Below are 23,699 nucleotides of genomic sequence, written 5' to 3'. Positions count from 1 at the left end.
AGGTTCCGTTCGGCGCTCTTAATTGAGCGTGGCGCCGAGGCGGCCTTGGGTCGCCAGCTCGCGGATCATGCCGACGGTATCGATATCGGCCTCCTTGTACGCCGAGCGCTTGAACTCGTCGTACATGGCGTTGGCCGCATCGGTTTCGGCATCGTGGCCGTCGTCGTACTGGAAGCGCACGTACAGCGTGTCCGCCGTCGGCTGCTCGATGCTCATGGTGAGCGTGGACGCGGTGATCTCGTTTTGCGCCGGCACGTCGTACACCACGCGCTGCATTGGCTCCAGGCGCACGCGGTCTTCGATCACCAGCTGGCCGTAGCGCAGGCGGCGGCGGAAACTGTCGTCGGTACGCTCGTCGATGATGGCTTCGTCCAGTTGCGGCACGAACAGCTTGGGCGCTTCGGCGCGCAGCACCAGGCCGCTCCACAGCTGTTCGATCGTCAAGGCGTCGAGCAGCGGGTTGAGCGGGTCGTTGATTTCGATAAGGTGTTCAAATTTCATGGCTAAGCCTGTAGCAGTTGGCGCCAGTGCGCGTTCAGCCCCAGATGGTAACGCAATCGGCAATTTCAACCGCTCTGCCGATCGTCAGAGGCAGGCGCTGCTACAATAGGCGGCTCTTCCGTCCCCACCTGTTAGCGTTCATGTCCAAACCCTCATTCGGTCTCAACGTCCCGCAAAGTGCGGCCGTTGCCTATCTGGACGGCCCCTGCCTGGTGCTGGCCGGCGCCGGTTCGGGCAAGACCCGGGTGATCACCCAGAAAATCGCCCACCTGATCGAGGACCGCGGCTACGACCCGCGCACCATCGCCGCGCTGACTTTCACCAACAAGGCCGCGCTCGAGATGCAGGAGCGCATCGCCAAGCTGCTCAAGCAGCCCAAGCAGGCCAAGCAACTGACGGTCTCGACCTTCCACTCGCTGGGCGTGAAAATCCTGCGCCAGGAAGCCAACGGCGTGGGGTTGAAGGACCGCTTTTCCATCATGGATAGCGACGACTGCGGCTCGCTGGTGCAGGACCTGGCCATTACCACCGACAAGCAGATCGTGCGCCGCATCCAGACCGATATCTCGCTGTGGAAGAATGGCCTGATCGAGCCGATGGCGGCGCTGCAAAACGCCAGGGACGAGGACGAGGCGCAGTCGGCGCGCATTTATGCCAGTTACGTCGCCACGCTGTCGGCGTACCAGGCGGTCGATTTCGACGATCTGATCCGGCTGCCGGTGGAACTGTTCCGCAACAACGAACCGATCCGTGACAAGTGGCAGCGGCGCCTGCGCTACCTGTTGATGGACGAATACCAGGACACCAACACCTGCCAGTACGAGCTGGTCAAACTGCTGGTCACCGGCATCAACAAGAAGCCGATGTTTACCGCCGTGGGCGACGACGACCAGGCCATTTACGCCTGGCGCGGGGCGTCGGTGGAAAACCTGAAAACCCTGCAGACCGATTTCCCGGACCTGGAGGTGATCAAGCTCGAGCAGAATTACCGCTCCACCACGCGCATCCTGCAGGCAGCCAACTCGGTGATCGGCAACAACCCGAAGCTGTTCGAAAAATCGTTATGGTCCGAGCACGGCCTGGGTGAGCCGATCAACGTGCTGGGCATGGCCAATGACGACCAGGAAGCCGACCAGATCACCATGATGATTTCGGCCGACCATTTCCAGCGCAAGAACAAGTGGTCCGACTACGCGATTTTGTACCGCGGCAATCACCAGGCGCGCGTGATCGAGCAGGCGCTGCGCAAGGAGCGCATTCCGTACACGATCTCGGGCGGCCAGAGCTTTTTCGACAAGGCCGAAATCAAGGACATCATCAGCTACCTGCGCCTGCTGGCCAATACCGACGACGACCCGGCCTTCATCCGCGCCGTGACCACGCCGCGCCGGGGCGTGGGCCAGACCACGCTGGAAACGCTGGGCACGTTCTCGGGCCAGTGGCAGTGTTCGCTGTTCGAAGCCGTGTTCAAGGGCGGCATCGAGGGCCTGCTGGCCGATAAGCAATTGAAACCCTTGCGCGACTTCTGCAACTTCATCAACAATCTCGAAGCGCGCGCCAGCCGCCCGGGCCCGAGCGGCAGCGGCGACAACGCCGCGCAAGTGCTTGACGACATGCTCGAGGCAATCAACTACGAGTCCTTCCTGTACGACATGTTCGACGAGCGCGCCGCGCAGTCGAAGTGGCAGAACGTGATGGAATTCGTCAACTGGCTCAAGGAACGCGGCCGCGGTGGCAAGGACCGCGACGGCGAAGAAAAGAACGTGCTGGAACTGACGCAGATGGTCGCGCTGATGTCGATGCTCGAAGGGCAGGACGAAGACCCGGACGCAGTGCGCATGTCCACCCTGCACGCCTCCAAGGGCTTGGAATATCCGCACGTGTTTCTGGTCGGCGTGGAAGAGGGCATCCTGCCGCACAAGGGCGACCCGGACGCGCCGGCCGAAACCATTGCCGCGCGGGTGCAGGAAGAACGGCGCCTGATGTACGTGGGCATCACTCGCGCCCAGCGCACGCTGCAAATTACCTGGTGCAAAAAGCGCAAGCGCGCCGGCGAGCAGGTGCACTGCGACCCGTCGCGGTTCATCAAGGAAATGGCGCTCGACGAAGGCACGGCCGCGCCGCAGGAGTCGGAAGTGATCACGCCGAAGGAACGGCTGGCGCGCATGAAGGAACTGTTATCGACCCCAAAGCCGCCGCCAGCCGCGTAGCCGTTGCCTGTAGAATGCCCGCTTCCCAGACTGGAGTACCGCCGTGAGCAATACCGAAGACCGCTTCATCGACCTCGAGACCAAGATCGCCCACCAGGAGCACCTGGTGGAATCGCTGGGTGAGCGCATTTACGAGCAACAGCAGCAGCTCGACAAGCTCGAACAGCTATGCGCCGCCCTGATCCAGCACGTGCGCACCCAACCGCAAAACGGCGGCGGCCAACTGCCGCACGAACCGCCCCCGCACTACTAAAAAACTTCGGGGTCAGTGCCTAATGCCGTTAAGTCAAGCTCTGCGTACCCGTCATACCGCATCGGCGGACCGCTGCGAAGGCGGGTATCTAAGTTCTGTGAAATTCGTCGAATTGCCAACGATCCCCGCCTGCGCGGGGACGACGTTTCAGACTAACAAAATTAAGACTTTCCGCTTAACTTAGCGGCATTAGCAGCGGCATTAGGGTCAGGGCATTAGGGTCAGAGGGCATTAGGGTCAGTGCCGACATTTGGACACGACCTCTGCCTTTAATCCTCGAGCTCGTGTCCGAATGTCGGCACTGACCCCGAACTCAGGTTCGAGCTACGCCAGGACTGCGCGCAGCGCTTCGACCGCGATCGCGTGGTCGTCGGCCTGGCGCAGGCCGGAGACCGTGACCGTGCCGATCAGGCCCACGTTCTTGATCACGATCGGGAACGCGCCGCCGTGGGCGGCGTAGTCCTGCGGTGGCAGGTACTTGATTTCATCGAAGGCCACGCCACGGTGCTTGTGGTCGATGCCGACAAAGAATGAGGAGCGGCCGAACCGTTCCACCACGTTGTTTTTCCTGCGGATCCAGTCGGCCTGGTCGGCTGCCGCGCCCTGCATGGCGTGGTGGAACAGCACCTTGCCGTTGACCGTGATGTTGACGGTGACGACCTTGCCGCGCTGGCGCACGATCTCGATCACTTTCAGGCCCAGCGCCAGCGCGGTATCGCTGGTGAAAGCGGTAAATTGCAGTTCCTGTTCCTGGCGCGTCAGGGTTTCCAGCTGTTCCGCGAAATTTTCCATCGATGTTGCCCTCATGTCACAAAAGTTCAAGTTTCCAGCATAGGGCGAAACGTTGTAATTGTCCACGCGACGATCTTCAGGCCGCCTGGGTGCGGTATACTGCGGGCCGAATCCCGCACCCAGCCCCCTTCTCCGCCCGACTCGATGCAGTTAGACATCTCTTCATTGCTCGTCGCCATGACACTCAATTTGACAATCATGGCGATCGCATTGCCCTATTTTATGGGGCAGGTGAACCGGGCCGCCCGCTATGCCCAGGCCGGGATGGGCTTGCACACGGCCGGCTGGAACCTGTTGTTGATCGCTTGCGTAGTCACCCCGTTCAGCCTGCTCGACCGCACCCTGTCCACCTTGTCGATGGCCGCCATCGCCGGCGGCATGGTCTTTAACGCGGCCGCCTTCGATTTGTGGTGCGGCCGCGTGGCCCGGGTGCGCGCGTCGGTGGCCGTGGCGGCGCTGCTCACGGTAGGTTACTGCATCGGCTATAACAATTATCCGTTCCGGGTGGGCTGGGCCAATGGTCTGCTGGCGCTGCAGATCGCCATGGTAGTGGTGTCGCTGTGCCGGCGCCCGCAAGTGCGCGTGGGCCGCTGGCGCTGGCTGCTGGTGATTTCGCTGCTGGCGCAGATGATCGTGACCGGCTGGCGTGGCGTGCTGGGCGCGTTCTATACCGAGCAGTTTCCCCATTTTTTTGCGCCGCACATGGTCAACATGGTGTTTTCACTGGTGTCCAACATCACGGTGATGTTGTCGCTGGCGGCGGTGCTGCTGGCCCACCGCGACGAGACCGCCCGTGAGCTCGAGCGCCTGGCCACCGTCGATGGACTCACCGGCGCCCTCAACCGCCGCGCCTGGCTGGAGCAGGCCGGCATCGACCGCGCCATGAGCGTGCGCTACCGCCAGCCGATGGGCGTACTGATGCTCGACCTCGATTATTTCAAGCAGATCAACGACACCCGTGGCCATGCCGTGGGCGACCTGGCGCTGCAAAAATTTTCCAAGGCCATGCTCGCCGTCAGCCGCGCCGGCGACCTGTGTTGTCGCTATGGCGGCGAGGAATTCTGCGTGTTGCTCAACCGCGCCGATATCGCAGCAGTGCAGGCCTATGACCAGCGCCTGCGCGACTGGCTGCGCCTGCACGCGCCCAGCAAGCTCGGTTTCGAGTTATCGTACAGCGCTGGTATCGCCATGCGCCTGTCCGACGCCGACACCATCGAAGCCATGCTGCAACGCGCCGATGGCGCCATGTACCAGGCCAAGCAGCAGGGGCGTGGCATGACCCTGGCGCCGGATAGACAGCAATAACCTTGCCGATCGCTCATCGAGGCAAAAGCTCTGCCTTTACACAGAGGATCGCCCGCCACTTTCGGCGCTAGAATGCGGCATCGTGGCTTAAAGGTAAATACATGGGCAAGAATCGACTGGAAGCGTTCAGCGATGGCGTGATCGCCATCATCATCACCATCATGGTGCTCGAGCTGAAGGTGCCGCACGGGGCCAGCCTGGCGGCGTTGGTGGAACTGACGCCGGTGTTCCTCGGCTACGTGCTCAGTTTTGTGTACGTGGGAATTTATTGGAACAACCACCACCACATGCTCCACGCCTCGGCGCGTGTCAACGGCAATGTGTTGTGGGCCAATCTGCATTTGCTGTTCTGGCTGTCGCTGATTCCGTTTACCACTACCTGGGTGGGCGAGAACGTGATGGCGCCGTTGCCGGTGGCGCTGTATGGCGTGGTGCTGTCGTTTGCGGCGGTGGCCTACTACATCCTTGAAAAATGCCTGATTTCCTGCAATCCCAGCGACCATATCCTTGCCAACGCGGTTGGCAAGGAATACAAGGGCGCGGTATCGGTGGTGCTGTACCTGCTGGCCATTCCGCTGGCCTACGTGCATGTGTACGCGGCATACGCGTTGTACATCATCTGCGCCGGGGTCTGGTTTCTGCCGGACCGCCGCATCGAGGCGCAGATGCGCTCCTGAGTGCGGCGGCCGGCTCACCCGATCAGTGGCCTTCGGAGGCGTTGAACATGGTCTTGGCGTAGATCAGGCCCAGGCCGTACGCGCCGCCGTTGGCGATCGAGGTTTTGACGGTTTCGTCGTAGGTCTCGCCGCGAGCCCAGTCGCGTTGCAGTTCCAGCAGGTACTGCAGCGAGGTCATCGGACGGGCACCGAGCTGCACCATGCGTTCGACAGCGCGCTCGTGCGCTTCGTCGGAGACGTCGCCCGACGCATCGGTGATCACGTACACGTCGAAACCCTGGTCCAGCGCCGACAGTGCCGGGCCGACGATGCACACCGAGGTCCAAAGACCGGCCAGCACGATTTTCGATTTGCCGATGGCGTTGACGCGGTCGGCGATGCGCGGGTCTTCCCAGGTGTTCATGCTGGTGCGGTCGATCGCCACTTCATCCGGGAACACTGCCTTGATTTCGTTGAAGATCGGACCGGAGAACGATTTTTCCGCCACCGTGGTCAGGATCGTCGGCACCTTGAATTCCTTGGCAGCCTTGGCCACCAGCGCCACGTTGTTGCGCAACTGAACCATGTCGATCGACTTGGTGGCAAACGCCATCTGCGACTGGTGATCGATCATGATCAGGGCGTGGTTGGTTGGGTTCAGCAGCGTTTGACCTGGTTGGGCGATGGCGGTTGGCATAATATATTCTCCTAAGATATTCAATAAATTCGATTGGTTAGTTTGCTGGACTGCGCTGTGTTCTGCGCTGCTGAAACGAAGTATGTTCGAATGTAATTGAAAACCAAAGCGGAAAAGTTTGCGTCCTATTGTCGAAAATTTCGACAACCTGCCGTCCACCCTAATGAGCATCGAACAGCGACCATGCACCGTCACGCCGCACCATGACCTGGTTGGACAGGCAATGCTGGTCCTGGGTTTCGCGCGAAAATTTCAGCGTCTGCGCCCGCAACGCATCGACCGCGTGGCCGTGAGCGCTGTCGCACATCAGCAGGCGGTTACGGCGCGGCACGGTCACCAGCAATTCGCCGCTGATATCTTCCTGCACGACTTTCCACAATCCGTTCAGCACCAGCAGCGACGCCTCCAGCTCGCCACCGGTCATGGCCATCCCGTAACCGTCGCTGGTCTGGAACGACACCCTTGGCAAGGTGCTGCCCAGGTTCTCGCGCGCCAGGCGCGGCGCGTCTTCACGCGCGATGCCGGCGCTCTCGAGCAGCGGGGCCGTGGCCATGATGAAGCTGTCGGGCAAATCGAAAGCATAAGTGACGAGCAGGTCGCCGCATAGTGGCGCATGGTCGGGAATCTGGTCCGGCGGCACGCCCGCCTCGCGCAGGGTCTTGATGTAGTTGACATGCTTGATGCGCGGTCGCAACTGGGCAGCGGTGAGCGGCGGTAGCGCGGGCGCCGTGTTGGCAGACTTGGCTTTTTTCAGAAATCCAAACATGTCTTACTCCTGGTGAGGGTTGAGAACAGCGCCATGCAGGCGCACGGGATGCCGAGCTGTTCGCTCAGTTGGTGCAACTCGGGGTGGAGGCTGGTATTGGCGACAGCGATTCATCAGGCCTGCATGTCGTCTTGTCGCCCATGGAGCTAACGGCGCCGTGTCTCAGGTCGGATGGCTGATGAAAGACGACTTGTGTCGTTACTGTGTAGAGAGCGAGCGCAGCCACTGCTGTCATTGCGACGATCACCAGGTGATCCAATATTGCGTGGCCATGTTGGCGGTGGTTGCAGAAATAACCGCTGGGTTTTATGTCTTCGAGTAAATCATTCACGGCGTAACCTCCTAAGCAAAATCAAAGAAGTAGCAATTCATGGTGATTTTTAAAGATCCGATGGTCAATAACACACGCATGAGGTACCTCAACTGTTGGGCCCTGTGCGCTGCGCTCCTCTGTGCTATGTCGGTGTTGCCGGAATAAATTAATAAGGAGAATGGAAGTGAATATTGTTTGTCGCAATGTCCTCCTCGTCACCGAGTGCAAGGGCCGATACGAAGAAACCACGAGCCATACCCAAAACTAAATTCAATTTCGGAGCCGTCTGCCAAGTCGCCGCATGAGAGCGCTACCCACGCCGACTTTTTCACATCCGTGTTGCGTCAGCGCGTCAGCTTTGTTTGAAAAAAATTTTCATGCGCTAATCTTTATTCGGGAATTTGCTTCGCGTTCCGATCAACTGCACTGCAGCAATTTTTGACCGTGACGTTCTCCTTGCCGCCCTGCTATGATCGAACGCTTGTGCGCTGCGCATTGGTGGGCGATCCCCACCGTGCCGGCATTCCCTTGGCGTTTAATGAAAGAAACCGACATGGCCCGTCCTCACCTGTTGCTTGTTGCCGCCGCGCTTGGCATCGCCTTTGCGCAACCCGTCCTGGCAGCTGCTCCTGCTACCGCGCCACTGGCAGGCAATCCGCTCGCCACCGCCAGCACCTTGCCGTTCCAGTACCCGGCCTTCGACAAGATCAAGGATGAGCACTTCCTGCCGGCGTATGCCGAGGGCATGAAGATTCACCTGAAGGAAATCACCGCGATCGCCAACAACAAGGCGCCCGCCACGTTCGACAACACCATCGTGGCGATGGAAAAATCGGGTGCGCTGCTTACCCGCGTGCAAACCACGTTCGGCAACTTGCAAGGCGCCAACACCAACGACAAGCTCGACGCGATCGACAGCGAAATGTCGCCCAAGCTGGCCGCCCACCAGGACGCCATCTACCTGAATCCAAAACTGTATGCGCGCGTCAAAGCGCTGTATGACAAGCGCGATACCTTGAAACTCGATGCCGAATCGAAGCATTTGCTCGAGCGCTACAACACCGACTTCGTGCGCGCCGGCGCCAAGCTGTCCGCTGCCGACAAGGAAAAGCTCAAGGAGCTCAACGGCAAGCTGGCCACGCTGCAAACCAATTTCACCCAGAACGTGCTCAAGGAAATCAACGCCTCGGCGCTGGTGGTCGATACCCGCGAAGAACTCGACGGCATGAGCGCGGCCGAGATCGACGCTGCCGCTGCAGCGGCCACGGCGCAGGGCAAGGACGGCAAGTTCGTCGTCGCACTGGTCAACACCACCGGCCAGCCACCGCTGGCCGTGCTGACCAAGCGCAAGGTGCGCGAGAAGCTGATGGCCGTCTCGCTCGAGCGCGGCAGCCACGGCAGCCAGTTCGACAACCGCCAGCTGGTGCTGCAAATTGCCAAGGCGCGCGCCGAAAAAGCCACCTTGCTCGGCTACGAAAACTTCGCCGCCTACTCGCTGGAAGACCAGACCGCGCACGACACCGCTGCCGTCAACAAGCTGCTGACCGAACTGGCCACGCCAGCGGTCAACAACGCCAGGAAGGAAGCAGCGGACCTGCAAGCGGTGGTCGATGCCGACAAGCAGAATTTCAAGATCAGCGCCGGCGACTGGGCCTATTACACCGACAAGGTGCGCGCCCAGCGCTTCGCCTTCGACGAGAGCCAGCTCAAGCCGTACTTCGAACTCGACAACGTGCTGATCAACGGCGTGTTCTTTGCCGCGACCAAGCTCTACGGCATCACCTTCAAGGAACGCAAGGACCTGCCGGTGTACAACCCGGACGTGCGCGTGTTCGACGTGTTCGATGCCGATGGCAAGCAACTGGCAATCTTCCTGGCCGACATGTACGCACGCGGCAACAAGCAGGGCGGCGCCTGGATGAACGAATACATTTCGCAGTCGTCGCTGCTGGGCACCAAGTCGGTGGTGGCCAACCACCTCAACATTCCGAAACCGCCATCCGGCGAACCGACCCTGCTGACCTACGACGAAGTGACCACCGCCTTCCACGAGTTCGGCCACGCGCTGCACGGCATGTTCTCCAACGTAAAATACCCGCGCTTCTCGGGCACCAGCGTGCCGCGCGACTTCGTCGAATATCCGTCGCAGGTCAACGAGATGTGGGCGATCTGGCCGGAAGTGCTGGCCAACTACGCCAAGCACTACAAGACCGGCGCGCCGATGCCGAAGGAACTGCTCGACAAGGTGATCGCCTCGAAGAAATTCAACCAGGGCTTCAAGACCACCGAATACCTGTCGGCCTCGCTGCTGGACCAGCGCTGGCACCAGCTGACGCCGGCGCAAATCCCGACCGACGTGCTGGCCTTTGAAGCGAAGTCGCTCAAGGACATGGGCGTCGATTTTGCGCCGGTGCCGCCGCGCTACCGCACCACGTACTTCTCGCACAGCTTCTCGGGCGGCTATTCGGCCGGTTACTACGCCTACCTGTGGTCGGAAAAGCTCGATGCCGACACCGTCGAATGGTTCAAGGAGAAGGGCGGCCTGAAACGCGAAAACGGCGACTGGTTCCGCAGCAAGCTGCTCTCGCGCGGCGGCACCGACGACGCCATGAACCTGTTCCGCAACTTCCGTGGCCGCGATCCGATCATCGAGCCGTTGCTGGAACGCCGTGGTTTGACCGGCAAGTAATTTGACCATTACCCCACCAATCGATGGGGTCGGACCCCGTGCGGGGTCCGACCCCGGCGCGGTGCGGGGTAATATTTTTTTGTATCGAAGGGACACCATGATTCGACATAACCTGATCATCGCCGCCAGCATCGCTGCCATCTGCAGTGTTGCCAACGCCGCTATACCGGAACCGGCATCGATGCTTGCGGCGAGCAATCCGTTCGCCAAGGTCAGCCCGCTGCAATACGGCTATCCGCAATTCGACAAGATCAAGGACACGGACTACGCGCCGGCGTTTGCCGAAGGCATGCGCCAGCAAGCGGCCGAGATCGAGAAAATCGCCAACAACAAGGCGCCCGCCACGTTCGACAACACCATCGTGGCGATGGAAAAATCGGGTCGCCTGCTGGCGCGCGTGTCGAGCGTGTTCGGCAACCTGTCCGGCGCCAACACCAACGACACCTTCAAGGCGCTGGAACGCGACCTCTCGCCCAAGCGCTCCGCGCACGGCGACGCCATCCGCCTCAATCCTAAACTGTACGCCCGCATCAAGTCGCTGTACGACCGGCGCGACACCCTGAAACTCGACGCCGAATCGAAGTACCTGCTCGAGCGTTACCACACCGATTTCGTCCGTGCCGGCGCCAAGCTGTCTGCCGCCGACAAGGACAAGCTCAAGGCCATGAACTCGCAACTGGCCGAGCTGCAAACCACGTTCGCGCAGAACGTGCTGGAAGAAGCCAACGCCTCGGCCCTGATCGTCGATACCCGCGAGGAGCTCGCCGGCATGACCGACAAGGCCATCGACGCGGCCGCCAAGGTGGCAGCCGCACGCGGCTTGGGAGGCAAGTTCGCCATTCCCGTGGTCAACACCACCGGCCAGGCCAACCTGGCCGTGCTGACCAACCGCGCCGTGCGCGAGCGCCTGATGGCCGCGTCGCTGGCCCGCGGCAGCCACGGCGGCAAGTTCGACAACACCGCCGTGGTGCTGCAACTGGCCAAGCTGCGCGCCGAAAAAGCCGCGCTGCTGGGCTACCCGAGCTTTGCCGCGTACTCGCTGGAAGACCAGACCGCGCGCACGCCAGAAGCGGTCAACGAACTGCTGTCCGCCTTTGCCCGCCCGGCTGTCGCCAACGCCAGGAAGGAAGGCGCCGAGATCCAGCAGGTGATCGATAAAGAAAACGGCGGCAAGGGTAATAGCTTCGAGCTGGCCGCGCACGACTGGTCGTTCTACAGCGACAAGGTGCGCGCCGAGCGCTTCAACTTCGACCAGAACCAGCTCAAACCGTACTTCGAGCTCAACAGCGTGCTGGTCAACGGCGTGTTTTTTGCCGCCAACCAGGTCTACGGCCTGACGTTCAAGGAACGCAAGGATCTGCCGGTGTACAACCCGGACGTGCGCACCTTCGACGTGTTCGACGCCGACGGCAAGCAGCTGGCGATCTTCATCGCCGACTTTTACGCGCGCGGCAACAAGCGCGGCGGCGCCTGGATGAATGCCTACGTATCGCAGTCGTCGCTGCTGGGCACGCACCCGGTGGTGGCGAACCACCTCAACATTCCGAAACCGGCCGACGGCGAGCCAACTCTGCTGACGTACGACGAAACGCGCACGCTGTTCCACGAATTCGGCCACGCGCTGCACGGCATGTTCTCCAACGTAAAATACCCGCGCTTCTCGGGCACCAGTGTGCCGCGCGACTTCGTCGAATTCCCGTCGCAGGTCAACGAGATGTGGTCGACCGAGCCGAAGGTGCTGGCCAACTACGCCAGGCACTACCAGACCGGTGCGCCGATGCCGCAGGAGTTGCTCGACAAGGTGATCGCGTCGAAGAAATTCAACGAAGGCTTCCGCACCACCGAGTACCTGGGCGCGGCCATGCTGGACCAGAAATGGCACCAGCTGAGCGTATCGCAAATCCCGACCGACGTGCTGGGCTTCGAGGCGGCGTCGCTGAAAGCGGCCGGTGTCGATTACGCGCCGGTGCCCCCGCGCTACCGCACCACGTACTTCTCGCACGTGTTCTCGGGCGGCTATTCGGCCGGCTACTATGGCTACCTGTGGGCCGAACGTCTCGATGCCGAAACGGTGTTGTGGTTCAACGAAAACGGCGGCATGCTGCGCAAGAACGGCGACTACTTCCGCAAGATGCTGCTGTCCAAGGGCGGCACCATGGATGCGATGCAGATGTTCCGCGAGTTCCGCGGGCATGATCCGAAGGTGGAGCCGCTGCTCGAACGGCGTGGTCTGACCGAGAAGTAACCAGGGTTATCGACCGTACCGGGGCTGGGCGCGATCTATGTCAGAATCGTCCCAGCCCCAAGTTTTTTGGAATAATTATGAGTAACGATTTACACGGCGTCACGCTCGAGGCGATGGTCACGCGCTTGCAGGAGCATTACGGTTGGGACCAGCTGGGTCGCAAGATCGACATCAACTGCTTTATCAGCGATCCGAGCATCAAGTCCAGCCTGAAGTTCCTGCGCCGCACGCCGTGGGCAAGAACCCAGGTGGAAGAACTGTATCAAGCCACCAAGTTTGCCGATTGAATAACAAGGATATAGACATGGACAACCATCTCAAAGCATCGCTGCAAGACCTGCAAGGCAAGCTGGCCGTGGCCGGCCCCGTGGACGAAGAACTGAAAAGCCTGCTGCTGCGCCTCGATGGCGACATCCAGTCGCTGCTGGCGCGCCGCCAGGGCCTGGGCATGGCAGCTGCGTCGCCGGCGGTCGCTGGCGTGGCCACGGTGCCGGCCGCCATCAACCCGGTGCCGGACGTGGAAGAGAGCACCACGTACGGCCTGGCCGAGCGTACCCAGGAAATTTCGGCCAGGTTCGCGGCCCAGCATCCGACCCTGGAGCCGGCCCTGCGCGAGCTGGGACGCATCCTGTCGAACATGGGGATTTGATTATTGATGTAGAGATAACGGTGCATGTTTCTCTACAAGTGATTGAATAGTAAAAGAATTTTTCATGGCGCGGTGAGCGGGGGACAGGCATTTCCGGTACAATGCCGTCCGATATGATCTCCCCTACCAATTTATTTGCGACCGTTCCCAAGCGGTCTGCCCGCGCTGCCGTTGCGCCTTTCCTGCCGATGTCCCGCGCGGAGATGGACGCGCTCGGCTGGGATGAGTGCGACGTCATCCTGATCACCGGCGACGCCTACATCGACCATCCGAGCTTCGGCATGGCGCTGGTGGGCCGCCTGCTCGAAGCGCAAGGCTTCCGGGTTGGCATCATCGCCCAGCCCGACTGGCACTCGGCCGACGCCTTCCGCGCGCTCGGCAAGCCGCGCCTGTACTTTGGCGTTACCGCCGGCAATATGGACTCGATGGTCAACCGCTACACGGCCGACCGCAAGATCCGCTCCGACGACGCCTACACCGCCAACGGCGAACCGAATAAACGCCCCGACCGCGCGGTCACAGTCTATGCCCAGCGTTCGCGCGAAGCCTATCCTGGCATTCCCGTGGTGATCGGTTCGATCGAAGCGTCGCTGCGCCGCATTGCCCACTACGATTACTGGTCCGACAAGGTGCGCCGCTCGGTGCTGACCGACTCCAAGGCCGACATCCTGATCTTCGGCAACGCCGAGCGCGCGCTGGTGGACCTGACCCACCGCATGGCCGCCGGCGAAGACATCAAGACCATCCGCGACCTGCGCGGCACCGCTTTCCTGGTGCCGGGCGGCTGGCTGCCGAGCGAAGAGTGGGGCGTGCACAACAGCACCCGCATGGATACGCCAGGCAAGATCGATCCGCCGATCGACCCATACATGATGGTGCAACAGAACACCTCGTCGTGCGCGACCGAGAACGCGCCGAAGGCCGATGGCGCGGAAGTGAACGAAGCCATGGTCGAGCCGAAGGCGGTGGTGGAAGCCGCGCCAGCGCCGGCCCCTGCGGCCGCGCCCGCCGGCGGCGTGGTCAAGACCATCCGCTTCATGAGCCGCGAAGACCGCCTGGCCATGGAAAAGGAAAAGCACACCAAGACCGTGGTGCGGTTGCCCTCGTTCGAGACTGTTGCCGCCGATCCGGTGATGTATGCGCACGCCTCGCGCGTGTTCCACCTGGAATCGAACCCCGGCAACGCCCGTGCCATGGTGCAGGCCCACGGCGAGCGCGACGTGTGGATCAATCCGCCGCCGCTGCCGCTGCGCATGGACGAGATGGACGGCGTGTACGACATGAACTACGCGCGCGCCCCGCACCCGTTCTACGGCAAGGCCCGCATCCCGGCCTGGGAAATGATCCGCTTCTCGGTCAACATCATGCGCGGCTGCTTCGGCGGCTGCACCTTCTGCTCGATCACCGAGCACGAAGGCCGCATCATCCAGAGCCGTTCGGAGCCGTCGATCCTGCGCGAGATCGAGCACATCCGCGACAAGACCAAGGGCTTTACCGGTACCATTTCCGACCTGGGCGGCCCTACCGCCAATATGTACCGGCTGGCCTGCAAGGATCCGAAGATCGAGGAAACCTGCCGCCGCCTGTCGTGCGTGTACCCGTCGATCTGCGTCAATCTCGGCACCGACCACAGCAAGCTGATCTCGCTGTACCGCAAGGCGCGCGCGATTCCGGGCGTAAAGAAAATCCTGATCAGCTCGGGCCTGCGCTACGACATCGCCGTGCGTTCGCCGGAATACGTGAAAGAACTGGTCACGCACCACGTCGGTGGCCTGCTCAAGATCGCGCCCGAGCACACGGAAGAAAACACGCTGTCGAAGATGATGAAGCCGGGCATCGGCGCCTACGACGAGTTCAAGGAAATGTTCGAGCGCTTCTCGCTGGAAGCCGGCAAGAAGCAATACCTGATCCCGTACTTCATCGCCGCTCACCCGGGCACGACCGACCTCGACATGCTGAACCTGGCGCTGTGGCTGAAGAAGAACAACTTCAAGCTCGACCAGGTACAGACCTTCATGCCGACGCCGATGGCCATGGCCACCACCATGTACCACTCGCGCAAGAATCCGCTGCGCAAGGTGACGGAAGACTCGGAAGTGGTCGAGACGGCCCGCAGCGGCAAGATTCGCCGCACCCACAAGGCCTTCCTGCGTTACCAGGACCCGGAGAACTGGCCGATCCTGCGCGAAGCACTGGTCGCGCTCGGCCGCGCCGACCTGATCGGCAATGGCGAGAAGCACCTGATTCCGGCCTGGTCGGCGGGCGAAGCCAACAGCAAGCCGAATACCGATGGCCGCCGTGGCCCGGCGTCGGCATTGCCGATACCCGGCACCGCCAAGGGTGCCCGTGGCGCCAAGTCCGGCATCGTGGCAGGCGGTGCGCCGCAGCAACCGGGCCAGCGCGCCAATGCGCTGACCGGCTCGCTTACTGCGCGCCAGACCGTGGAAACCAAGGTGCGCGCGTCGATTCTCGACACCATCAAGGTCAAGAAGGCCACGCCGCCGCCAGCCAAGGGCGGCAAGCCGGCGCGCGGGTCAGCACCGGCGCCACGCGGGCGCAAGTAACTAGCCAAACCGAAGTAAATCGAAAGCAGGCACCCTCACCGGTGCCTGTTTTTTTATGTGTTGCGTAATTGCGCCAATAGCCCAATTACGCAGTGAAAAGCGTCCTGCTCGGTTGATGCCACCCCCCTGGTACGGGCTACACTGGTGCAAACCTTTCCCAGGACTAACATGAAAAACTTCACCTTCCCCGCGCTGTGGCTGGCGCCGTTGTTTGCCCTGTTCGCCGTGCTGCTGTCCGCCTGCGGTGGCGGCGGCGGGGGTGACAGCGGCACCACCACTCCCACCACGCCAGTGGCGGTCACCTTGCGCAGTATTGCCATCACCGCGCCCACGACCACGCTGATCGTGGGCGGCGCCACGCAAACCTACACCGCCACCGGCACCTATACCGACGGCAGCACCAAGGCGCTCACCGGTCTGACCTGGACCACCAAGTCCGGTGGTTCGACCGTGGTGCAGGTGACCAGCGCCGGCATCGTCAGCGGCCGGTCGATCGGCACCGAGAGCGTGATCGCCACCCAGCCTGCGGCCGGCACTGTGGCGGCCGTGTCCGGCTCCGTCGACGTCACCTCGATCGCGCCGTGGACCCAGGTGGCGGCCGGCGGCAACCAGACCATCGCCCTCAAGACTGATGGCAAGCTCTACAGCTGGGGCCTGAACATCCAGGGCCAGCTCGGCGACGGCACCAATACGCAGCGCAATACCCCGGTGACGGTGGCTGGCAACAGCACCATCTGGAAGCAAGTGGCCGTGGGCGACAGTTTTGCCGTGGCCATTCGCACCGATGGCACCCTGTGGTCGTGGGGTAACAACCTGTTCGGCCAGCTGGGCCAGGGCGACCAGTTGCCGCGCACGGTACCGACCCAAGTGGGCGTGGCCAAGAACTGGACTTATGTCGCGGTGGGCAAGTCGCACGTGGTGGCCTTGAGCACGACCGCCGCCACCACCGGCCCGGCGGTCGTCTCGCTGTGGGTATGGGGTAACAACTACGCCAGCCAGCTGGGCGATGGCAAGACCGTCGACCTGCTGGTACCTACCCGCCTCGGCACCGATAGCTGGCTGGCGGTAGCGGCGGGCGACGCCCATACCATTGCCATCAAGCGCAGCGACCAGAGCTTGTGGACCTGGGGCGACAACACCTATGGCCAGCTGGGTAACGGCACCACCGGCGCCAAGGTGGGCGTGCCCACCCAGGTCGGCACCGCCAACTGGTCGGCAGTAGCGGCCGGCAGCCGCCACTCGCTGGCGATTCGCAACGACGACGGCGTGCTGTTTGCCTGGGGCGCCGGCGAGAGCGGCCAGGTCGGCAACAACAGCACCAATTTGCAATCGTCGCCCACCCAGATCAGCGACGCCAGCGCGCGCTGGACCCAGGTGGCGGGCGGTGTCAGCCACTCCATCGGCGTGCGCAACGATGGCACGCTGTGGACCTGGGGCCGGGGTGTCGAGGGCCAGCTGGGCCAGACCGTGGCCGGCAGCCTGATGCCGTTGCAGGTGGGTAGCCTGAGAACCTGGAAAGCCGTGGCCGCCGGCGCCAATCACAGCGCCGCCCTGCAAACCGACGGCAACAACCTGAGCCTGTGGACCTGGGGCCTGAACACCGACGGCCAGCTTGGCAACGGCAACAATGCCAACACCCCGGCGCCGGTATCGATTGCCTACTAGGGGACGCCGGTTGGATTACGTTTGTTGAGCTCTCTTTATCTGCGGCTGGCGGCATTGCTGTTGCTGGCGCTGGCCGGCGCGCCGGCAACGGCGTTGGAGCGCGTCACGCTCCAGCTCAAGCATACCCACCAGTTCCAGTTTGCCGGCTATTACGCGGCGCTCGAGCAGGGCTATTACCGCGAGGCCGGGCTCGACGTGCGCATCCTGGACGCGGCCGACAGCAGCCAGGCCGAGCGCGACGTGGTGTCTGGCAAGGCGGAATATGGCGTGGGCAGCAGCAGCCTGTTGCTGGCGCGCCTGTCGGGGCAACCGGTGGTGGTGCTGGGCGTGATTTTCCAGCATTCCGCGTTTGCGCTGGCCACACCGCAAGTACCGGGCCAGCCGCCCGACCTGCAGCGGCTGCGCGGCCAGCGCGTGATGCTGGGCAGCCAGGCCAGCGGCATGGGCAACGCCGACGAACTGCTGGCCTACCTGGTCAGGCAGGGCGTGCCTGCCGACAGCTACGAGCGGCTGGCGCCCAGCTTCGATCCACACGACCTGATCGACGCCAAGGTGGCCGCCATGGGCGTGTACACCACCAACGAACCGGATGCCTTCGACCGCGCCGGCTTTGCCTACGACCTGCACTCGCCGCGCGCGGCGGGCATCGATTTCTACGGCGACAACCTGTTTACCAGCGAGCGCGAACTGGCCACCAACCCGGCGCGGGCGCGGGCGTTCCGTGCCGCCAGTCTGCGTGGCTGGCAATGGGCGATGAGTCACCATGAAGAAACCGTCGACCTGATTCTCAACAAGTATTCGCGCCGCAACGACCGCGAACACCTGTTGTACGAGGCGCGCCAGATGGTGGCGCTGGTACAACCAGTGCTGGTCGAGATCGGCTACATGAACCCCGAGCGCTGGCGCCATATCGCCGACGTGTATGCCAGCCTGGGCGTGCTGCCGCCCAACGTGAAATTCGATGGCTTTTTGTACGACCCCGACAACCGCAAGACGGCGCTATGGCTGTACCGCGTGTTGGGTGTGGCGGTGGTGCTGCTGGTAGTGGCGGGCGCGGTGCACTTCAGTTTGCTGGCGCGCGAACGGCGCCGCTCGAACGCGGCCATTCGCCAGGGCGAACAGCGCTTTCGCACCATGTTCGAAGCCTCGCCGCTGGGCATGGCGCTGGTCGATTCGGGCACCTATGCCTACCGCGACGTCAACGCCCGCTACCTCGAGATCCTGGGGCGGCCGCTGGCCGAGCTGCGCAGCCAGAAGTGGCTCGACCTTACCCACCCCGATGACATTGCCGAGTGCAAATCGCAGATGGGGCAACTGACGGCCGGACGCATCGGCGCCTTCAAATCCACGATAAGGGTGTTCCGGCCCGACGGTGTGCTGGCCTGGATCGACATGTCGATCACCGCCATCGATACGGCTGCCGATGCCGGCGGCCACCAGCACCACCTGTGCATGATCGAGGATGTGACGGCCGACAAGCAGCGCGAAGCGCTGATCTGGCAACAGGCCAACTTCGACCCGCTCACGCAATTGCCCAACCGCCGCATGCTGCTCGATCGCCTGAAGACCGACGTCGTTCGCGCCCAGCGCGACCGTTCGCGGCTGGCCATCCTGTTCATCGACCTCGACCACTTCAAGGAAGTGAACGACACGCTGGGCCACCAGCACGGCGACATCCTGCTGGTGGACGCCGCGCGCCGCATCGGCGACTGCGTGCGCAAGTCGGACACGGTGGCGCGCCTGGGCGGCGATGAATTCACGGTGGTGCTCACCGAGCTCGACAGCGCCGACCGGGTGGCCCACATCGCCCAGCAAATCATCGATAGCCTGCGCGCGCCGTTTGCGCTGGGCCAGGAGCAGGCGTTCGTGTCGGCCAGCATCGGCATCACCCTGTACCCGGACGATGCGCTCGACATCGACGACCTGCTCAAGCACGCCGACCAGGCCATGTACGCGGCCAAGAATGCCGGCCGCAACCGCTACGCCTATTTCACGCCGGCATTGCAGGTGGCCGCGCTGAACCGCATGCGCCTGACCAACGACCTGCGCGGCGCGCTCAAGGGCGACCAGCTGGCGCTGTACTTCCAGCCGATCGTCCACCTGGCGACCGGCCGCATCCACAAGGCCGAGGCGCTGGTACGCTGGCAGCATCCGCAGCGCGGCATGGTCAGCCCGTGCGAATTCATCCCGCTGGCCGAATCGAGCGGCCTGATCCTGGAGATCGGGCAGTGGGTCTTCCACGAGGCTGCCGACTGGGCCCAGCGCTGGCGCGCCGAGGTCGATCCGGCGTTCCAGATCAGCATCAACCAGTCGCCGCTGGAGTTCCAGCACGACGGCGGCGATGGCGTTGGCTATGAAGACTGGCTGCGCCACTTGCGCGAGCTGGGTTTGCCGGGGCAGGCGCTGGTGGTGGAAATCACCGAGGGCCTGCTGCTCGACGCCACGGCCACCGTCAGCGACAAGCTGCTGCAATTGCGCGATGCCGGCATCCAGGTCGCGCTCGACGACTTCGGCACCGGTTACTCGTCGCTGTCGTACCTGAAGAAGTTCGATATCGATTACCTGAAGATCGACCGGTCGTTTACGCGCAACCTGGCGCCGGAGTCGAGCGACATGGCCCTGTCGGAAGCGATCATCGTGATGGCCCACAAGCTGGGCCTGAAGGTGATTGCCGAGGGCGTGGAAACGCCCGAGCAGCGCGACCTGCTGGCGCGCGCCGGGTGCGATTATGGCCAGGGCTACCTGTTTGCCAAGCCCATCCCTGCGGCAGAGTTTGACGCGTTGTTACGCCAGTCATAGTCAAAACAAATCGATTCTATTGGAACAATCAATTTTGCAAATCGCCGAAAAGGCGATACACTGGCGTCTCAATGATTCACAACCCAACGAGGAAACGACTATGTCCCTGATCAATACCCAAATCAAGCCATTCAATGCCACCGCTTATGTTGACGGTAAATTTATCGACGTCAGCGACGAATCCCTGAAGGGCAAGTGGGCCGTCCTGATGTTCTACCCAGCCGACTTCACCTTCGTGTGCCCAACCGAACTGGAAGACTTGGCCGACAAACAACCTGAATTCGCCGCCCTGGGCGTGAACGTGTACGGCGTATCGACCGACACCCACTTCGCTCACAAAGCATGGCACGACACCTCGGACGCGATCAAGAAAGTGAACTACCCACTGATCGGCGACCCAACCGGCAAGCTGTCGCGTAACTTCGAAGTGATGATCGAAGAAGAAGGCCTGGCACTGCGTGGCACCTTCGTGATCAACCCAGAAGGCCAGATCAAGATCATGGAAGTGCACGACAACGGTATCGGCCGCGATGCATCGGAACTGCTGCGCAAAGTCAAAGCAGCCAAGTACGTTGCAGAGCACCCAGGTGAAGTGTGCCCAGCCAAGTGGACCGAAGGCGCCGCTACGCTGACCCCATCGCTGGACCTGGTCGGCAAGATCTAAATCAAGAGTCAACTCTTGAGCGACACCGCAGCAAACAAGTAGTTACCGCGATGCCGGCCCGGGCGTCCGGCCCGGCATACGCCTAAATATTTGTAAAAGGAAAAAGAATCATGTTAGACGCAACCCTCAAAACCCAACTGAAATCCTACCTGGAAAAAGTGGTGTATCCGCTTGAGCTGGTCGCATCTCTCGATGACAGCGCCAAAGCCCGCGAGATGAAAGAACTGCTCCAGGAAATCGTCCTGTTGAGCGACAAGATCACGCTGGTCGAGCGCAGCGACGCTGGTGTACGCGCCCCGTCGTTCAGTATCAACCGTGCCGGCTCCGACATCGGCGTGCGTTTCGCCGGTGTGCCGATGGGCCACGAATTCACTTCCCTGGTGCTGGCGCTGCTGCAAGTGGGCGGCCACACCATCAAGTTCGATGACGCCGTCATCGAGCAAATCCGCAACCTCGACGGCGACTTCGAGTTCGAAACCTTTATTTCGCTCTCGTGCCATAACTGCCCGGAAGTGGTGCAGGCACTGAACGCCATGTCGGTGATCAACCCGCGCATCAAGGTCACCACGATTGACGGCGGCGTGTTCCCGAAAGAAGTCGAAGAGCGCCAGATCATGGCCGTGCCGATGATGTTCCTCAACGGCCAGCACTTCGGCCAGGGCCGCACCAATGTCGAGGAAATCCTCGCCAAGCTCGACACCAATGCCGGCGTACGCCAGGCAGCGGCCTTGAGCAAGAAAGACGTGTTCGACGTGCTGATCGTCGGCGGCGGTCCTGCCGGCGCAGCTGCAGCAATCTACGCTGCCCGCAAAGGCATCAACACCGGTGTATTGGCCGAGCGCTTCGGCGGCCAGACCCTGGATACCATGGCCATCGAGAACTTTATCTCGGTCAAGGAAACCGACGGCCCTAAGTTTGCCATGGCGCTCGAACAGCACGTCAAGGCATACGACGTCGACATCATGAACACCCAGCGCGCTGCAAAATTGGTGCCGGGCGCCAAGCTGATCGAAGTGCAGACCGCCAGCGGCGCCGTACTGAAAGCCAAAACCGTGATCCTGGCCACTGGCGCACGCTGGAGGGAAATCAACGTGCCCGGCGAGAAGGAATACCGCAACAAGGGCGTGGCGTACTGCCCGCACTGCGACGGTCCGCTGTTCAAGGGCAAGCGTGTTGCAGTCATCGGCGGCGGCAACTCGGGCGTGGAAGCGGCGATCGACCTGGCCGGCCTGGTCAAGCACGTCACGCTGATCGAATACGGCGCAGAACTGCGCGCCGACGCGGTGCTGCAACGCAAGCTGCGCAGCCTGCCGAACGTGACGGTGATCGTTTCGGCGCAGACGACCGAAGTGCACGGCGACGGCAAGATCGTCAACGGTCTGTCGTACAACGACCGCGTGTCGGGCGAAGCGAAGAAGATCGACCTGGAAGGTGTATTTGTCCAGATTGGCCTGGTGCCGAACACCGAGTGGCTCAAGGGCACGGTGGCCTTGTCGCGCCACGGCGAGATCGAAGTCGATGCGCGTGGCCAGACCTCGATCCCCGGCGTATTCGCTGCCGGCGACGTCACCACGGTGCCGTACAAGCAGATCATCATCGCCACTGGCGAAGGCGCCAAAGCGGCCCTGTCGGCCTTCGACCACCTGATCCGTTCGGACATGGAAGTGGTGGAAGAATCGGCCGAGAAGCACGCGATGACCGCGTAAGTCTTACCCGCATCACGGAAAGCCCGGTTCAGTTCGCTGACCGGGCTTTTTTTATGCGTCGTCATGCCAAACGAGGGTAAGGACAGAACCTTGCTTACGAAGTGCTGTCTAATCCGTTTGAACGACGGAGATGGCCATGAGTTTCCCTGTACCCCTTGATCCGCCGGCCTTGCTGGGCGATATACAAACGCTGATCGAGACATCGCGCCAACGTTCTGTCGTAGCCGTCAATGCGGAGCTTACACTGCTGTTCTGGCATATCGGTCAGCGGATACATGCTGAGCTGTTGGCCGGCAGGCGAGCGGAATATGGCGAGGAGATTTTATCTTCCCTTGCCAAGCAGTTGACGCTTCAATATGGTCGCGGATTTGGCGAGAAGAATCTGCGCAGAATGGTTAAATTCGCGATCACTTATCCGGAGGAGCCAATTGTCGCGACACTGTCGCGACAATTGAGCTGGTCCCATTTTGTCATGTTGCTGGCTCTTAAAGAGCCGATGCAGCGTGACTACTACACACAAATGGCCAGTATTGAGCGCTGGAGCGTACGGACCTTACGGGTACGTATTGATTCCATGCTGTACGAGCGCACGGCATTGTCCAGGAAGCCCGATGCACTGATTGCAGTAGAGCTAGCCGCCATGCGCAACAATCAGCCGATTTCGCCCACGTCGATCATGCGCGATCCTTACATCCTGGATTTCCTCGGTTTGCAAGATACTTGGCAGGAAAGCGACTTGGAGACCGCCATCATCCGCGAAATGGAATCGTTTCTGCTGGAATTGGGCGCCGGGTTCACTTTCGTTGCTCGGCAAAAGCGTATCCAGATTGACGATGATGATTTCCACCTTGATTTGCTGTTTTACAACCGCAAGCTGCGCCGCTTGGTTGCTGTGGAACTCAAGGTCGGCGACTTTAAGGCTGCTTACAAGGGACAGATGGAGCTTTACTTGCGCTGGCTCGACAAATTCGAGCGGGAACCTGGGGAAGATTCGCCCTTGGGTATCATTCTTTGTACAGGCAAGAAATCAGAGCAAATTGAACTGCTGGAATTGGACAAGTCTGGCATTCACGTTGCCGAGTATTTGACGACCCTACCGCCACGTGCGGTGTTGGAAGCCAGGTTGCAACAAGCAGCAGAACGGGCGCAGTTGCAAGCTGGGCAATGCAATGCTCGCGATGACCTCGGCTGAAATAGCTCAACCGTGATAAATGAACCAGCTACG

18 protein-coding genes are annotated in these 23,699 nt (G+C 61.7%); 14 read left to right on the top strand and 4 right to left on the bottom strand.

Annotated features, from left to right (window positions below):
- Positions 1-18: 18 nt before the first annotated feature.
- On the bottom strand, positions 19-501 hold the full coding sequence (locus J2X54_RS00515; protein WP_070249835.1) for an SRPBCC family protein: 483 nt from the start codon (positions 499-501) through the stop codon (positions 19-21).
- 140 nt (positions 502-641) lie between these two features.
- Here J2X54_RS00515 and J2X54_RS00510 point away from each other — a divergent pair, with 140 nt between their 5' ends.
- Both J2X54_RS00510 and J2X54_RS00505 read left to right on the top strand, forming a co-directional pair.
- Positions 642-2,711, top strand: a complete 2,070-nt coding sequence (locus J2X54_RS00510) for a UvrD-helicase domain-containing protein (protein ID WP_310176575.1) — start codon at positions 642-644, stop codon at positions 2,709-2,711.
- Between the two features lie 43 nt (positions 2,712-2,754).
- Positions 2,755-2,964 carry a SlyX family protein gene (locus tag J2X54_RS00505; protein WP_070249831.1) on the top strand — a complete coding sequence of 70 codons (210 nt, stop codon included), beginning with the start codon at positions 2,755-2,757 and terminating at the stop codon, positions 2,962-2,964.
- Positions 2,965-3,288: 324 nt separating this feature from the next.
- On the opposite strand, the gene J2X54_RS00500 is transcribed toward J2X54_RS00505, so the two are convergent.
- The gene (locus tag J2X54_RS00500; RefSeq protein ID WP_310176572.1) at positions 3,289-3,756 is read right to left on the bottom strand and encodes a heme-degrading domain-containing protein; all 468 of its coding nucleotides are present in this window, start codon (positions 3,754-3,756) and stop codon (positions 3,289-3,291) included.
- A gap of 198 nt (positions 3,757-3,954) precedes the next feature.
- Here J2X54_RS00500 and J2X54_RS00495 point away from each other — a divergent pair, with 198 nt between their 5' ends.
- Together J2X54_RS00495 and J2X54_RS00490 are read left to right on the top strand one after the other, a co-directional pair.
- Positions 3,955-5,061 carry a GGDEF domain-containing protein gene (locus J2X54_RS00495; RefSeq protein WP_310176570.1) on the top strand — a complete coding sequence of 369 codons (1,107 nt, stop codon included), beginning with the start codon at positions 3,955-3,957 and terminating at the stop codon, positions 5,059-5,061.
- A gap of 101 nt (positions 5,062-5,162) precedes the next feature.
- Positions 5,163-5,738 carry a TMEM175 family protein gene (locus tag J2X54_RS00490; protein WP_310176568.1) on the top strand — a complete coding sequence of 192 codons (576 nt, stop codon included), beginning with the start codon at positions 5,163-5,165 and terminating at the stop codon, positions 5,736-5,738.
- A 22-nt stretch (positions 5,739-5,760) separates the two neighbouring features.
- Here the strand turns inward: J2X54_RS00490 and J2X54_RS00485 are convergent, their stop codons facing one another.
- Positions 5,761-6,414 (bottom strand): hydrolase, encoded by a 654-nt coding sequence (locus tag J2X54_RS00485; protein ID WP_070249823.1) that lies wholly within the window; start codon positions 6,412-6,414, stop codon positions 5,761-5,763.
- Between the two features lie 160 nt (positions 6,415-6,574).
- Entirely contained in the window at positions 6,575-7,180 is a 606-nt protein-coding gene (locus J2X54_RS00480; RefSeq protein ID WP_310176565.1) for a DUF1444 domain-containing protein, read from the bottom strand.
- A gap of 866 nt (positions 7,181-8,046) precedes the next feature.
- On the opposite strand from J2X54_RS00480, the gene J2X54_RS00475 reads away from it, so the two are divergent.
- The 10 genes from J2X54_RS00475 (at position 8,047) to J2X54_RS00430 (ending at position 23,666) form a co-directional block, all read left to right on the top strand.
- Complete coding sequence (locus tag J2X54_RS00475; protein ID WP_310176563.1) at positions 8,047-10,182, top strand: M3 family metallopeptidase; 2,136 nt, start codon at positions 8,047-8,049, stop codon at positions 10,180-10,182.
- Positions 10,183-10,279: 97 nt separating this feature from the next.
- On the top strand, positions 10,280-12,427 hold the full coding sequence (locus J2X54_RS00470) for a M3 family metallopeptidase (RefSeq protein WP_310176561.1): 2,148 nt from the start codon (positions 10,280-10,282) through the stop codon (positions 12,425-12,427).
- A 77-nt stretch (positions 12,428-12,504) separates the two neighbouring features.
- The gene (locus tag J2X54_RS00465; protein ID WP_070249820.1) at positions 12,505-12,714 is read left to right on the top strand and encodes a VF530 family DNA-binding protein; all 210 of its coding nucleotides are present in this window, start codon (positions 12,505-12,507) and stop codon (positions 12,712-12,714) included.
- 17 nt (positions 12,715-12,731) lie between these two features.
- Positions 12,732-13,076, top strand: coding sequence for a DUF4404 family protein (locus J2X54_RS00460; RefSeq protein ID WP_310176558.1), 345 nt, complete (start codon positions 12,732-12,734; stop codon positions 13,074-13,076).
- Between the two features lie 188 nt (positions 13,077-13,264).
- Positions 13,265-15,640, top strand: coding sequence for a YgiQ family radical SAM protein (locus J2X54_RS00455; RefSeq protein WP_310176556.1), 2,376 nt, complete (start codon positions 13,265-13,267; stop codon positions 15,638-15,640).
- Positions 15,641-15,808: 168 nt separating this feature from the next.
- Positions 15,809-17,305: a hypothetical protein gene (locus J2X54_RS00450; protein ID WP_310176554.1), complete on the top strand. Its 1,497-nt coding sequence runs from the start codon at positions 15,809-15,811 to the stop codon at positions 17,303-17,305.
- Positions 17,306-17,329: 24 nt separating this feature from the next.
- On the top strand, positions 17,330-20,104 hold the full coding sequence (locus J2X54_RS00445) for an EAL domain-containing protein (RefSeq protein WP_310176552.1): 2,775 nt from the start codon (positions 17,330-17,332) through the stop codon (positions 20,102-20,104).
- Positions 20,105-20,204: 100 nt separating this feature from the next.
- Complete coding sequence (ahpC, locus tag J2X54_RS00440) at positions 20,205-20,768, top strand: alkyl hydroperoxide reductase subunit C (RefSeq protein WP_070249815.1); 564 nt, start codon at positions 20,205-20,207, stop codon at positions 20,766-20,768.
- A 110-nt stretch (positions 20,769-20,878) separates the two neighbouring features.
- Positions 20,879-22,474 carry an alkyl hydroperoxide reductase subunit F gene (gene ahpF / locus J2X54_RS00435; protein WP_310176549.1) on the top strand — a complete coding sequence of 532 codons (1,596 nt, stop codon included), beginning with the start codon at positions 20,879-20,881 and terminating at the stop codon, positions 22,472-22,474.
- Positions 22,475-22,610: 136 nt separating this feature from the next.
- Positions 22,611-23,666, top strand: coding sequence for a YhcG family protein (locus tag J2X54_RS00430; RefSeq protein ID WP_229255420.1), 1,056 nt, complete (start codon positions 22,611-22,613; stop codon positions 23,664-23,666).
- Positions 23,667-23,699 lie beyond the last annotated feature (33 nt).

Source organism: Duganella sp. 3397 (genome assembly GCF_031456625.1).
Lineage (GTDB): Bacteria > Pseudomonadota > Gammaproteobacteria > Burkholderiales > Burkholderiaceae_D > Rugamonas > Rugamonas phyllosphaerae.
Note: the sequence above shows the minus strand (reverse complement) of the source record. Positions and strands in the feature narration are given on the sequence as shown.